Here is a 13,498-nt window from a genome sequence, read left to right on the forward strand (position 1 = left end):
TCCCCTCATGCAATCACCGCCGATTACCGCGCTTCGGTCCGCATCGTCACCAGAGAGCGCGGTCCGGGGCAACTCCAGAGCGACGAAGCCCCGGCGCGGCCCCTGCCGTCACGTCCGGCCGCGGGTCATGTCGGTTCTCCTCCGCTGTCGTCCAGCGTGCGCCGAGCGGCCTTTCCGGCGCGCCCGGAGCCCCGCGCGCGCGCGATACCGGAGCAGCCGCCGCGGCTCTCCCGGTGATCGGTCCCACCGGCGCCGCGGGCCTCGACGGCGCGCTCGTCGCGCTTTCGATGGCGGCGCCGGGCCGGTTTTCGTCCAGACGACCTCGAGCGTGGAGCGGCCGGCCGACGCGGCGTGGCCGGTGTAGGCGGCGGCCCCTTCTTCGCATCCACGGGCGCGCGGCGCTTCCGCTGTCGCGCCCGCGTGATAAATGAGCTTGTCTGGGGACTGGGGGGAGGCGACCGGAACGCGCTCGACCCCTTTTTGTCAAGCGAAGGAGGCCGCTCTTGTCAATCGTGCCCGGAACCGTCCTGCTCCAGCGCTACGGCGTCGTGCGTCACCTCCGCCGCGAGGGCCTCGGCGAAGTGTTCAGCGCCGAGGACGCGAGCACCGGCCGCCGCGTCGCGGTGAAGGTGCTCGGCGAGCCTCCGTCGCGCGTGGATCCGGGGAGCGTGTTCAGCGCGCCGGAGCGCATGCCCCTGGCCGAGGCCGAGGCGCGCTTCCGGCGCGAGGCCGCGGCGTGCGAGCGGCTGCGGGGCCCGCACACGCTCCCGTCGATCGGCGGCGGCGCGGACCCGAAGCACGGCCCGTTCATCGTCTTCGAGCTGCGCGAGGGGGAGCTCCTCGCCGAGCGCATCGCCCGGAGCGGGGCGCTCCCGTTCGACGCCACGCACCCGCTGATCGAGCAGCTCTGGCTGGCGATCGCCGAGCTCCACGAGATTGGCATCATCCACCGCGACATCAGCTCCGCGAACGTGCTCCTCGATCGCGGCCCTGACGGCGACCGGCTGACGCTCCTCGATCTCGGCTCGTGCAAGCTCCCGCCCGCGCTCTGCGACGAGGAGACGACCGTGGCGGGCCGGTGCCTCGGCGATCCCAGGTACGCGCCCCCGGAGCAGCTCATGAGGGGCAAGACGGTGGATCACCGGGCCGACATCTATGCGGCGATGACGGTGGTCTTTCAGGCGCTCACCGGCGAGCTCCCCTACGCCGCGCGCAACCTGATGATGCTCGCCGATCTCAAGACGAGGACGGCGCCGCGGCGCCTCGGGAACATGATGCCCCCGCCGGTCGACCGGCAACTCGAGGTGTTCGTCAACCGCGGTCTCGCCCACAGCCCGGACCGCCGCTTCGCGAACATCGCCGAGGTGATCGACGGCTGGCGGGCGCTGCGACCCGCCCCCTGAACGTCGCGGCCGCCCTCGCGCGGCGCCCCGCCGCTGAAGGGTGGACACCCAGGGCCCCCGCCTCACGGCAACTCGCCCGCGCGGACAGGAAGGCGGCGCCGGCGCGCCGTCCTCTCCCGCTCTCCGTGTCTTGCTGACTCCCTGCTCATTTTCTCGTCGACAAGAGAGGCCCGCGACCGGCTGGAGGCCACAGGCGCACCGGCGATCGTGACGGGACGCCGGAATGCCTTCGGGAGCCGCGCGCGAGGGCGCCTGGCGCGAGGCCCCGCCGGCGCCGCAGCTCCGCTCCGCCGCCCGCTCCCGCGTTGCTGACGAGCCCGGTCCGCGGCGCCTGACGAGCGTTGCCCCGGCGTTCCTCGTCGGGCTCCGCCGCCGCGACTCCGTTCGATCGGCGCCCGCGGCCGACCATTGCGACATCACCTCTTTTTTTCTCATCAACGCTGCCATCCTTCGTCGCCGCGCAGGCCGGTCGGCTCGATGGCGCGGCGGCGGGCGCGGTGGGGGGCTTTGCGCCAGCGGCCCGCCCTGTTCCATAGCGAGTTACGATCCTGCTCCCTTCTTGATCACGAGATCAGTCCGGGCCTAATCACCTGGGGTCCTGACGACGAATACGCATCTTCAGTCCAGAAACCGCCTCTCGCAGGATTGCAGAGCGTGAGCACGCATGTTAATCCGGGGTCGTTCGCTCGTCGCCGCGCCCTCTTGCGCGGCGCCAGGGCAACCGGAGCGACGTGCAGCTCCCCTGTCTGTCCGCCTGCCTGGCCGCGCGCGGAGGCCGCTCTCAGCGTCTCCGGCGCCGCCGAGGTGCACCTCGGGACCGGCTCATTCCGGGCCGGCACGTCTCCTTGGATCTCTCAACCCTTGCTGCCGCCACGTTATGACGACACCTACCTACCGTTACGTCTTCCTGGGACTCTCCATCACGTCGTCGTGGGGCAACGGCCACGCCACGACGTACAGAGCGCTCCTCCGGGCGCTCGCGTCGCGCGGCCACCACGTGCTCTTTCTGGAGCGGAACCTCTCCATCTATGACCAGCACCGCGACCTGCCCAACCCGCCTTACGGCACGACCGAGCAGTACTCGAGCATTCCCGAGCTCCGTGATCGATTCTCACGCGCGGTGCGCGAAGCCGATCTCGTGATCGTCGGCTCCTTCGTCCCGGAGGGAGCCACCGTCGGGGCGTGGATCACCGAGGAGGCCCGCGGCAAGACCGCGTTCTACGACCTCGACACGCCGGTGACGCTGGGCCGGCTGGCGCACGGGGATCACGCGTACCTCACGCCGGCGCTGATCCCGCGGTACGACCTCTACCTGTCGGCGACGGGCGGCCCGACGCTGGAGCGGCTCGAGCGCGGCCACGGGGCGGTGCGCGCGCGGGCGCTCTACTGCTCGGCCGACACCGACGTCTACCATCCCCAGCCGGCGCCGATGCGCTGGGATCTGGGCTACCTCGGCACGTACAGCGACGACCGGCAGGCGGCGGTCGAGCGGCTCCTGCTCGAGCCGGCGCGGCGTATGCGCCGCGGGCGCTTCGCGGTGGCGGGCGCGCAGTACCCGGCGTCGCTCGCGTGGCCCGACAACATCACCCGGACCGAGCACCTCCCGCCGGACGAGCACCGCATCTTCTACAATTCCCAGCGCTTCACGCTGAACCTGACCCGCCGGTCGATGGTCGAGTCCGGGTGGTCGCCGAGCGCGCGCCTGTTCGAGGCGGCCGCGTGCGGGACCCCGGTCCTGAGCGACACCTGGCCGGGGATCGAGACGTTCTTCCAGCCAGGCGACGAGATCCTCCTCGTCCGCACGCCGGAGGACGTGCTCCGGAAGCTCCGGGAGATGAAGGAGGACAAGCGCCTCACCGTGGGCCAGCGGGCGCGGCAGCGCGTGTTCGCCGAGCACACGGCGATGCACCGCGCCGAGGCGTTCGAGCGCTACACCCGCGAGGTGCTCGACGCCGGGAGCCGCGCGCGGGCGCGCCGCGACCGCGACGGGCAGATCCCCGCGGCGCACATCGAGAGCCAGAGCGGCTGACGACCCGGGAGCGCCAGCGCGGTCGACGCATCGGCCGGGCGCGGGCGGCCGCGCCGCGCTCCTGCTCCCTTGCCGCTCGGGTCAGCGCGCAGTACGCCACGGAGGTGCGCTCCACCCCGCTTCACCCTGTCGCTCGCTTGCCTGAAGAGTGGTCGGCCTCGCTGGCCGCCCGCGGAGAGCGGTCGTTCACGGCGAAGCAGGTATTCCACTGGATCCACCGCCGCGGCGTCCTGGATCCAGCGGCCATGACGAACCTCCCGGCGCGGCTGCGCGAGCACCTGACCGCGGAGGGGCTCGGCGAGGTGCTGACGCCCGAGCGGGTTCATCGATCCGAGGACGGCACGCGCAAGCTGCTCCTCCGCCTGCGCGACGGCGCGACCATCGAGACGGTCCTGCTCCCGTCGGTGTCGGGCCCCGGCTCGCAAGCGCAGCTCGACGCCGACGCGGCCACGGGCGACGACGAGGACGACGAGGACGCTGGCTCGGACGCGGGCGCGGCGCCGCGCCTCCGCGTCACCCAGTGCATCTCCACGCAGGTCGGCTGCGCCATGGGGTGCGGCTTCTGCGCGAGCGGCGTGGCCGGGCTCAAGCGCCACCTCGGTGCCGAGGAGATCGCGGGCCAGGTGCTCCTCGGGCGGGCGATGCTCGAGGAGGGCGAGGAGCTCCGCAACGTCGTTTACATGGGCATGGGCGAGCCGCTCCACAACTACGAGGCCACCGCGCGCTCGCTGCGCCTGCTCACGCACCCGGAGGGGATCAACCTCTCGACGCGGCGGGTCACGGTGTCCACGTCGGGCCTCGTCCCGGAGATCGCGCGGCTCGGCGCGGATTTCGGCGGGCAGATCGCGCTGGCGATCTCGCTGCACGCCGCGGACGACGCGACCCGCTCGGCGCTGATGCCGATCAACCGCAAGTACCCGCTCGACGAGCTGCTCGCGGCGCTGCGCGCCTACCCGCTGCCGCGGCGCCGGCGCATCACCATCGAGTACACGCTCGTGGCCGGGCAGAACGACGATCCGGCCGAGGCGCGCCGGCTGGCGAAGCTCCTGCGGGGCCTCCCGGTGAAGATCAACCTCATCCCGATGAACCCGATCGAGGCGTCCTCGCTGGGTCCGCCCGGCCTGGAGCGCGTGGCCGCGTTCCAGGAGGTGCTCACCCAGGCTGGATATTCGTGCTTCGTGCGGCGCCGGCGCGGGGACGACGTCTCGGCGGCGTGCGGGCAGCTCGTGCTGCTCGGGGCCAAGCCCAAGGTGCGGCGCGCGGTGGGCTGAGCCCGACCGGCGCGGCTCAGCCCGCTGGGCAGGCGAGAGCGCTGCACCGGAGGCCGCCCGATGAGGCCTGTCCGCGGGCGCTCCGAGCGCGCCGGACCGCCTTGACGCCCCGCCGCGCGGGGGCGTAGCTGTCAACCGTGCTGAAAAAGATCCTCGTCGCCAACCGTGGAGAGATCGCCTGCCGCGTCCTCCGGACCTGCAAACGGCTCGGGATCGCCACGGTCGCCGTCTACTCGGACGCCGACGCGGGCGCGCCGCACGTCGCGATGGCCGACGAGGCGGTGCGCATCGGGCCGCCGCCGGTCCGGGACAGCTACCTCGTCATCCACGCGATCGTGGAGGCGGCCCGGGCGACGGGCGCCGACGGCATCCACCCGGGGTACGGGCTGCTCAGCGAGAACGAGGCCTTCGCCGAGGCCGTCCTCGCGGCCGGCATCACGTTCATCGGCCCGCCGCCCGCGGTGCTCCACGCCTTCGGCGACAAGATCCTCGCGCGCGACCACGCGCGCGCGGCCGACGTCTTCCCGCCGCCGGGCACGGGCGGCCCGGTCGACCCCGCCGACCTCGAGGCCGCCCAGCGCGCCGCCGAGAGCATCGGCTTCCCGCTGCTCGTCAAGGCCGCGGGCGGCGGCGGCGGCATCGGCATGCAGGTCGTCACCGAGCCGGTCAAGCTCGCGCGCGCCCTCACCGCGTGCTCCGACCGCGGCCGCTCCGCGTTCGGCGACCCGCGCGTCTACATGGAGCGGTACATCGAGCGCCCGCGCCACATCGAGGTGCAGGTGCTCTGCGACGGCCAGGGCGGCGCCGTCGCGCTCGGCGAGCGCGAGTGCAGCGCGCAGCGCAGGCACCAGAAGATCATCGAGGAGAGCCCGTCGCCCGCCGCGTTCTTCCAGGGAGACGCGGGCGAGTCCCGCCGGAGGACGCTGCACGAGAGCGCCCTCCGGGTCGTGACCGGCGCCGGCTACGTCGGGGCCGGCACGGTCGAGTTCGTCGCGGCGGAGAGCGGTGAGCTCTTCTTCCTCGAGGTCAACGCGCGGCTCCAGGTCGAGCACTGCGTCACCGAGATGTGCACCGGGCTCGACCTTGTCGAGCACCAGATCCGCATCGCCTCGGGCGAGCCGCTCGCGCCGGAGGTCCGCGACCACGCCTACCGCGGCCATTCCATCGAGGCGCGCCTCTACGCGGAGGATCCGGCGAAGAAGTTCGCCCCGCAGCCCGGCCGCATCGCCGCGCTCCGCTGGCCCGCCGCGGGCGACGACCTGCGGATCGAGACAGGCGTCGCCGAGGGGCTCGAGGTGACACCGTTCTACGATCCGCTGCTCGCCAAGATCGTCGCCCACGGGCCGACGCGCGACGACGCGATCGCCCGCCTCGACCGGGCGCTCGCCGAGACGACGATCGAGCTCGCCGGCCCGACCGGTCCCGCCGCGACGAACCTCGCGTTCCTGCGCCAGATCCTGGCGGACGACGACTTCCGGCGCGGCCAGTACGACACGCGCTTCGCCGAGGCGCTCGCCGCCGGCAAGAAGGCCGGCTAGCCCGCCCGTCCGCGCGGAATCGCGCGTGCGCCTGCTGCACACGGCGGCCAGCTTGAACTAAAGATGGAGTCGTGAGCCACGACTTCGTCCTCGAGCCTGCCGAACGCTGGCTTGCCCACGACCCCGATCCGGAGACCCAGAGCGAGCTGCGCGGGCTCATCGACGCGGCCCGGGCGGGCGAGGAGGGTGTCCGCGCCGAGCTCGCCGAGCGCTTCGCCGGCCCCCTCGAGTTCGGCACCGCGGGCATCCGCGGCGTGCTCGGCGCCGGCGAGAGCCGGATGAACCGCGCCGTCATCCTCCGCACCACCGCCGGCCTCGCCCGCTACCTCCTCGCCACGCTCGGCGACAAGGCGCGCAGCGCCGGGGTCGTCGTCGGCTACGACGCCCGCCGGATGAGCCGCGAGTTCGCGGAGGACGCCGCCTGCGCCCTCGCCGCCGCGGGCATCCCGAGCCACCTCTCGCCGGGCCCCTGCCCCACCCCGATCGCCGCGTTCGCGGTCGGCCACCTCGGCGCGGCCGCGGGCGTGATGGTCACGGCGAGCCACAACCCGCCCGAGTACAACGGCTACAAGGTCTACTGGGACAACGCCGCGCAGATCGTCCCACCGCACGACACCGGCATCGCGACGGCGATCGACGCCTCGCCGCCGGCGGATCAGGTCCCCCGCGTCCCCCTGGACGAGGCGCGGCAGCGGGGCCTCGTGCGGGACTTCCCCGCGGACCTGGAGCCGGCGTACCTCCGCGCGATCCGCGGCCTCGCCGTGCGGAGCGACGGCGATCGCGGCCTGCGCATCGTCTACACGCCGCTGCACGGCGTGGGCAACCGCCTCGTCCGCGAGGCGCTCGCGCAGGCCGGCTTCACGCGCGTGACGAGCGTGCCCGAGCAGGCCGAGCCGGACGGCGCGTTCCCCACGGTCGCGTTCCCGAACCCCGAGGAGAAGGGCGCCATGGACCTGGCGTTCGCCCTCGCGAAGAAGGAGGGCGCCGACCTCGTCCTCGCCAACGATCCGGACGTCGACCGGCTCGCCGTGGCGGTGCGGCGCCCGGACGGCGAGTACGTGCAGCTCACGGGCAACCAGGTCGGCGTGCTCCTCGGCCACTACCTGCTCACCGAGGGGGGCGCCCAGGGCGGCGGCAGCGCGACCGAGCGCCGCCTCGTGCTGGCCTCCTGCGTCTCGACCCCGATGCTCGGCGCGATCGCCGCGGCGCTCGGGGTGCATTACGAGGAGACCCTGACCGGGTTCAAGTGGATCGCCAACCGGGCGATGGATATCGAGCGCTCGACCGGCGCCCGCTTCGTGTTCGGCTTCGAGGAGGCGCTCGGCTACACCATCGGCCCGGTCGTGCGCGACAAGGACGGCATCGGCGCCGCGGTGGTGCTCGCCGAGCTCGCCGCTGTGCGCAGGGCCGAGGGCAAGACGCTGCTCGACGAGCTCCAGGCGCTCACCCGCACCTACGGCCTCTACATGAGCGGGCAGCGCTCCTACACCCTGCGCGGCGTGGACGGCGTCGAGAAGATCGCCGCCATCATGGCCGCGCTCCGGAAGAGCCCGCCGGCGGAGATCGGCGGCGTCCCGGTGGTGGCGTGGCGCGACTTCGAGGCGCGCACGCGCACGTCGAGCGACGGCAGGACCGAGCCGCTCGTCCTGCCCTCGAGCAACGTGCTCGTGTACGAGCTCGACGGCGGCAGCCGGATCATCGCGCGCCCGAGCGGCACCGAGCCGAAGATCAAGTTCTACTTCGACGTGCGCGAGCAGGTCACCGCGGACGAGCCGCTGGCCGGCGCCGAGGCCCGCGCGGCGGCGCGGCTCGACGCGCTGGCCAGGGCGTTCTCGGCCCTGGCCGGCATCGGCTGACGGGCGCTTCAGCCGCCGGCGCTGCGGAAGGCGACGCGGCCGACGAAGAACGGGCCCATCTGGCTGATGAACTCCGACGTCTGGCGGGTCTTCCGCATCGACTGGACGATGTGCGAGAGCGGGTGGAGCTCCTTGCCGACCAGCCCGATCACGAACTCGTTGTCGCGGGCGTCGAGCCCGTGGCTCGCGAGGCGGATGTCGTGCGCGAGGTCCTGCGCGCCGTACGCCCGTCCGATGGTGCCGTGCTCGCGCAGGATGCTCCCCTGCTCGCGCGGCTCGAGCTTGGAGAACGCGCCGCTGCGGCGGAGCGGGTACCACACCGCCCACGACCAGGCGGGGTTGAGCACGGTCTCGGCCGGGCGCCGGAGCATCCAGTACTCGAGGTCCTGCTCGTAGCCTGTCGAGTAGGTGCGCCCCAGCATGGTGAAGTCGGGGCGGAGCTCCAGCCCCCGGAGGTCGCCCCGGTTGAGCGCGGGCCGGACCTTCTCGACGAAGAGGGCCGGGTCTTCCGCCCAGGTGAGCACCGCGATCCCGCGCGGATCACTGACGTCCTCGTAGACGACCGCGCCGACGCGCTGGGCCTCGAGGGCCTGGCCCACTGCGCGGGTCAGCTCCGCCGGATCGCCGGCGCTCGGGCAGCGGAAGACGAGGAGCTGCATGAACAGCCTGCGGTCGATGACCTGCGGTCGCCCGTCGCGCGGCGCCCCCCGCTCGGCCACATCGATGTGCGGCAGCTCGGGCTCCGCGTGGCCGCCGGCCGGCCGGCCCGTGGTGGATTCGCTCATGGCGTAGGGGTACCGAGGTTCGCGCAGGAGGGCAACAGCGAGGCGCCGCACCGCCGCGGGCCGCCGCCGTTCGCCGGCCTACCGCGCCGGGCGCCCCCCCCTGGTTCGCGCTCCGCCCGCCCGACCGTGCGCCGCCCGCAGCACGTCGCGCTCCGCGTCATCTGCCGAACCACGGAGACGGGTAATCCCCGTTACACCCACACCCCGCATCGGGGCCGATGTTGCCTTCGTGCGATCTCGCCATCGGGTCGAAACGAGAGCTGGACAACCGGCGAAGGCTCTTCCAGCGCCGCTTCATTCCATGTCGCGCGCCTGCTCTGGCGTAATCATCTCTTGCCATCCAGGCAAACTCACGCTCCCCTGCAAGGTACAACCACGACTCCTGGAGTCACCCCGACGATGTGCTCTCGGGCAGGGCTTCCCGCCCGAGACAGCCCCCGCTGCGCCCACGGCCTGGGCCGGCGTCGTCAGGGCGTTCCCGCCGTAGGTTCGCCGCGATGAAGACGCACGAAACGAAGAGCAAATCCTCGATCCCCGCCGGTCGATGCAAAGGAACGTTGCTGGTCAACCTCCGGTCGTTCGTCACGACGAACCGCGACGCCGGGGCCTGGGAGCGGCTGGTGACCTCGCTCCCCAAGTCAGACCGGGACGTACTGTATCAGCCGCTGCTGCCGAGCAGCTGGTATCCGATCGGCGTCTGGAACCGGGCGTTGCGAACGCACGTGCGCTCCGCGAGCGACCAGGCCGCGGAGATCAAGCGATTTGCCCGTTACGTCGCGGATCGCGACCTCAATACGGTGATGAAGTTCGCGCTCTCGATCGCGATGCCCGACACGATCGTGGCCCGCACTGGAATGTTCTGGTCGCGCTACTTCGATTCCGGGAAGGTCTTCCCGCGGATGGTGAAGCCACGGGAGTGGGTGCTGACCATCACCGGCCCGACCGGGGACGACGAGGGGCCGTCCGCGATGAACTGCGGCGATGGCGTATGCGGGTGGGTGGAGCAGGCGCTGCTCCTGTGCGGCGCGTCGACCCCCAAGGTGACCCACCAGCGGTGCCGGTTCCGCGGCGCGACCGAGTGCCTCTCCGAGGTCGTATGGTGAGCGGCTGAACGACCGGCCATTTGCTTGTTGACTTGTTCCTTCGCCCCGATCCAAACTGGATGCAGGCGGGACACATGTACGCGAAGCCTCTCATGGTGAGGTCATCGTGCTGGCCCTTTCATCCTCAGCGTCTGGGGGTCAGCATCGTGCCCGCGCCGCGCATTGTCTCCTGACGGCCGCAGGCCGGTCAGCCTGAGGGGTTTGGTGGAGCGGAGACCGGCGGGCAGGCACGAGGGAGATTGACCCAGCAACCCACCAGGTAAATTCATGCTGTCACCTCGCTCGCAGCGGCACAAGGAAGTCAAGGACAGCCTCAAGGCGACGCCGCATCCGGTCTGGGTCGAGGACATGCTCGAATCCCTGGCCGACCAGTGGAAGGCCGCGGTCTACACGCCGCCGATCGCGCGGACGATGACGGAGCCGATCGATCAGGAGACCTGGGGCCTGATGATCCGGGAGTTCTTCTGCGTCGTCGAGGCGTTCCCGAAGTACATGGGGCTCAGCCTGGCGAAGACGACGTACGGCCAGACGCCGCGCGACTTCCTGGTGCGCGACTGGCTCATCGGCAACATCCGGGTCGAGGCGCTGCATGTGCGCTGGTACCTCGACTGGGCGGCGGGGCACGGCATCAGCGCCTCGGACATCACGAGCCATCGTCCGACCACGGAGGTCGCCTCGCTCTTCGACTGGCTCTGGTCGGTCTCGTACCGCGGCTCTCTGGCCGAGGCGGTCGGCGCGGTCAACTATGCGATCGAGGGCGTCACCGGCGAGTGGTCCCGCGTTGTGCTGCCGGCCTTCACGAAGCAGTACGGCGAGGGGAGCAAGGCGCTGACGTGGCTCGCTGCCCACGCGAACTACGATGACGCCCACCCGCGCGAGGCGCTGGAGATCGTGAAGCTCGCGACCACCTCCGCCGAGGAGATCCGCCGGGTGCATTCGAGCATCGGGCGTTCCCTCGAGCTGTTCGAGCGCGCCTTCAAGGCCTGCAGCAACGCGCCCCGCAGCCGCAGCTAAAGCCCCCTCGCGCCGCGCCTCCCGCGACGAAACATCGAAGACACCGAGCGCGCCAGGCGCTCTGATTGCCCCTCTTCCGTCATCTGACGTCCTCGACGTTTCACCCATCCTTCAGCGCAGGACGCTAGCGGCCGTAGACGGCTTTACGAACCTTCTTCTTGAGGTCGTCGAGGACGAAAGGCTTCGTGATGTAGTGACGAGCGCCGGCCTGGATGCCGGCGATGACGTCCATCGGATCCGACTTGGCGGTCAGGAAGATGACGGGCACCCGGCGCATCTGGTCGTTCTCGCGGAGTCGCTTCGTCATGCTCACCCCGTCGAGCTTCGGCATCATGATGTCCACGATAACGAGATCCGGATGCGGTTCCTGCTGCGCCAGCGCCAGACCCTCGACCCCGTTCGTGGCGACCACCGTGTCGAACTCGTCGCTGAGGAACCGGGCAATCATCGCCGCCGTGTCCTCCTCGTCCTCCACCACCAGAACTCTCTTTTTTGTCGCGGGCACCATCTGCGCCCGAAGGATAGCGCGAAGCGAACGACGCGGGCCGCGCGCGGGGCATTTTTTCGAGGATGTTGGAACCGCGCTGATTTTATTCACCCTCACCGCAATCGACCGCTTCACCAGGGGCCAGCGATAACGACCGCGAGCGCCGCGTGAAACGCGGAGCCCCCGCGCGGAGCAGGGCTGTCTCAGGCACACCGCGCGATGCCCTGTGAGCCCGCCGCGCCGGCGGCATTCGCCATCTCCCGAGCCGCTCGCGGGAAAACGGGGCAAAGACCGGCTCTGCCCGCTCGGAGCGCGCTCGCCCAGGCGCCGGCCGCGCCGGGCCGAGAGCGCCCGGGCGTGAGCGCAAACACCTCTTCGGAGATGGACCGAGCCGGACGGCTCAGGCGGCGCTGGACGCGGCGCGCTCGAGGAGCGACGCGAGGCGGTCGAGCTGCATGGGCTCGACGAACGTGCTGCCGATGTCGCGCATCAGCACCGTGCGGACCGTCGAGCCGCGGCGCTTCTTGTCGAGCGACAGGAAGCGCAGCGCGGCGGAGACCGGCTCGTCCTCGATCCGGGTGGGCAGCTCGAGCCGGGCGAGCAGGCGGATCACCCGGTCGGCCGAAGCGCGGTCGGTCACGCCGAGCGAGCACCCGACCCGGAGCATCGCCACCATGCCGAGCGACACCGCCTCGCCGTGCGCCAGCCGGACGAACCCGCCCTCCGCCTCGAGGGCGTGCCCGAGCGTGTGGCCGAAGTTGAGCAGGGCGCGGTCGCCCGACTCGCGCTCGTCGCGGGCGACGATGGCCGCCTTCACGGCGATCGAGCGCCGGATGATCTCGGCGAGCAGGCCGGGGTCGCGCGCGAGGACGCGATCGGCCTCGCGCTCGAGCAGCACGTGCAGCTCCGGGTCGCCGATGCAGGCCGTCTTCACCACCTCGGCGAGCCCGCTCCTGTAGGCGCGGTCGGTCTCGGTCGCGATCGCCGCCGGGCTCGCGATGACCGCGGACGGCTGGTGGAAGGTGCCGACGGCGTTCTTCGCGGGGCCGAGGTCGACCCCGGTCTTGCCGCCGACCGACGCGTCGACCATCGAGAGGAGGGTGGTCGGCGCCCCGACCCAGCGGACGCCGCGCAGGAGCGTCGAGGCGGCGAAGCCGCCGATGTCGGTCACCACGCCCCCGCCGTGCGCCAGCACCACCGCGTCGCGATCGGCGCCCGCCTCGATCATCGCGGAGAGCGCCGCCTCGACGGCCGAGAGCCGCTTGTGCTCCTCGCCGGGCCGGAGCACCGTGACCGCGGCGGCCGGCTTGCCCCGCGCCGCGAGCGCGTCGAGCAGCGGCGCGCCCCAGAGGCGGCTCACGTTCTCGTCCGTGACCACGAAGACCGACGACGGCGCGAGCGCGACGACGGCGTCGGCCGCGGACGCCGCCGCGTCGGAGGCGATGCGCACAGCGTAGCTCTTGTCGCCGATCGGCACGAAGAGCGGGCGATCCGCGTAGGCGCGGAGGACCCGCGCGGCGACCTCCTCGGGCGCGACGCCGTCGGTCACGACGCGCGCGTGGGCGTCGGCGTACACGGCCGCGCGCGCGGCCAGGAGCTCACGGATGCGCGCCTCCCGGTCCGGCGCGCCGTCGAGGAGCGGGCGCGCGCCGCTCGGCGTGCGCGCGGCGATCGTGCGCGGGGTCGCGCTGAGCGCGACGACGCAGCCGCGCTCGAGCGCCTCGGCGCGGAGCGCGGGGTCGACCAGGGCGCCGCCGCCGAGGGCGATGACGCGCGGGCCGCGCGTCGCGAGGAGCCGGCGCAGGGTCGCCGCCTCCAGCGCGCGAAAGCCGGCCTCGCCGCGCGAGGCGAAGAGCGACGGGACGCTCTCGCCGGCCTCCGACGTGATGGCGTCGTCGAGGTCGATGAACGGGAGGCCGGCGCGCGCGGCGGCGATGCGGCCCACGGTCGTCTTTCCGGCCCCCATGAAGCCGGTGAGCAGGAGCGGAGGTGCGTCGGGGAGGAGTTGCATG

10 protein-coding genes are annotated in these 13,498 nt (G+C 72.3%); 7 read left to right on the forward strand and 3 right to left on the reverse strand.

Annotated features, from left to right (window positions below; translation table 11 throughout):
• Window positions 1-512 precede the first annotated feature (512 nt).
• The 5 genes from WME76_RS21490 (at window position 513) to WME76_RS21510 (ending at window position 8,097) form a co-directional block, all read left to right on the forward strand.
• Window positions 513-1,403: a serine/threonine-protein kinase gene (locus WME76_RS21490; RefSeq protein ID WP_437962137.1), complete on the forward strand. Its 891-nt coding sequence runs from the start codon at window positions 513-515 to the stop codon at window positions 1,401-1,403.
• Window positions 1,404-2,280: 877 nt separating this feature from the next.
• Complete coding sequence (locus WME76_RS21495; RefSeq protein ID WP_437961943.1) at window positions 2,281-3,432, forward strand: CgeB family protein; 1,152 nt, start codon at window positions 2,281-2,283, stop codon at window positions 3,430-3,432.
• Window positions 3,433-3,569: 137 nt separating this feature from the next.
• Window positions 3,570-4,703, forward strand: coding sequence for a 23S rRNA (adenine(2503)-C(2))-methyltransferase RlmN (gene rlmN / locus WME76_RS21500; protein WP_437961944.1), 1,134 nt, complete (start codon window positions 3,570-3,572; stop codon window positions 4,701-4,703).
• 137 nt (window positions 4,704-4,840) lie between these two features.
• Entirely contained in the window at window positions 4,841-6,241 is a 1,401-nt protein-coding gene (locus tag WME76_RS21505) for an acetyl-CoA carboxylase biotin carboxylase subunit (protein WP_437961945.1), read from the forward strand.
• 71 nt (window positions 6,242-6,312) lie between these two features.
• Window positions 6,313-8,097 (forward strand): phospho-sugar mutase, encoded by a 1,785-nt coding sequence (locus WME76_RS21510; protein WP_437961946.1) that lies wholly within the window; start codon window positions 6,313-6,315, stop codon window positions 8,095-8,097.
• An 8-nt stretch (window positions 8,098-8,105) separates the two neighbouring features.
• Here WME76_RS21510 and WME76_RS21515 read toward each other — a convergent pair whose 3' ends face one another.
• Window positions 8,106-8,882: a chlorite dismutase family protein gene (locus WME76_RS21515; protein WP_437961947.1), complete on the reverse strand. Its 777-nt coding sequence runs from the start codon at window positions 8,880-8,882 to the stop codon at window positions 8,106-8,108.
• A gap of 497 nt (window positions 8,883-9,379) precedes the next feature.
• On the opposite strand from WME76_RS21515, the gene WME76_RS21520 reads away from it, so the two are divergent.
• Together WME76_RS21520 and WME76_RS21525 are read left to right on the forward strand one after the other, a co-directional pair.
• Window positions 9,380-9,985 carry a hypothetical protein gene (locus tag WME76_RS21520; protein ID WP_061607905.1) on the forward strand — a complete coding sequence of 202 codons (606 nt, stop codon included), beginning with the start codon at window positions 9,380-9,382 and terminating at the stop codon, window positions 9,983-9,985.
• A gap of 267 nt (window positions 9,986-10,252) precedes the next feature.
• Window positions 10,253-10,999, forward strand: coding sequence for a TenA family transcriptional regulator (locus WME76_RS21525; protein ID WP_437961948.1), 747 nt, complete (start codon window positions 10,253-10,255; stop codon window positions 10,997-10,999).
• Between the two features lie 124 nt (window positions 11,000-11,123).
• Here WME76_RS21525 and WME76_RS21530 read toward each other — a convergent pair whose 3' ends face one another.
• Window positions 11,124-11,477, reverse strand: coding sequence for a response regulator transcription factor (locus WME76_RS21530; protein ID WP_061607907.1), 354 nt, complete (start codon window positions 11,475-11,477; stop codon window positions 11,124-11,126).
• A 409-nt stretch (window positions 11,478-11,886) separates the two neighbouring features.
• Window positions 11,887-13,497, reverse strand: a complete 1,611-nt coding sequence (gene aroB, locus WME76_RS21535; RefSeq protein ID WP_437961949.1) for a 3-dehydroquinate synthase — start codon at window positions 13,495-13,497, stop codon at window positions 11,887-11,889.
• Between the last annotated feature and the right edge of the window lies 1 nt (window position 13,498).

It is taken from the genome of Sorangium sp. So ce119, assembly GCF_051524405.1.
Taxonomy (GTDB): domain Bacteria; phylum Myxococcota_A; class Polyangia; order Polyangiales; family Polyangiaceae; genus Sorangium; species Sorangium cellulosum_G.

What these genes read in the sequence shown, in the direction of transcription:
- WME76_RS21515 (WP_437961947.1), bottom strand. Translation starts at nt 8,882, where the DNA reads ATGAGCGAATCCACCACGGGCCGGCCGGCCGGCGGCCACGCGGAGCCC.
- WME76_RS21520 (WP_061607905.1), top strand. Translation starts at nt 9,380, where the DNA reads ATGAAGACGCACGAAACGAAGAGCAAATCCTCGATCCCCGCCGGTCGA.
- WME76_RS21495 (WP_437961943.1), top strand. Translation starts at nt 2,281, where the DNA reads ATGACGACACCTACCTACCGTTACGTCTTCCTGGGACTCTCCATCACG.
- WME76_RS21525 (WP_437961948.1), top strand. Translation starts at nt 10,253, where the DNA reads ATGCTGTCACCTCGCTCGCAGCGGCACAAGGAAGTCAAGGACAGCCTC.
- aroB (WP_437961949.1), bottom strand. Translation starts at nt 13,497, where the DNA reads ATGCAACTCCTCCCCGACGCACCTCCGCTCCTGCTCACCGGCTTCATG.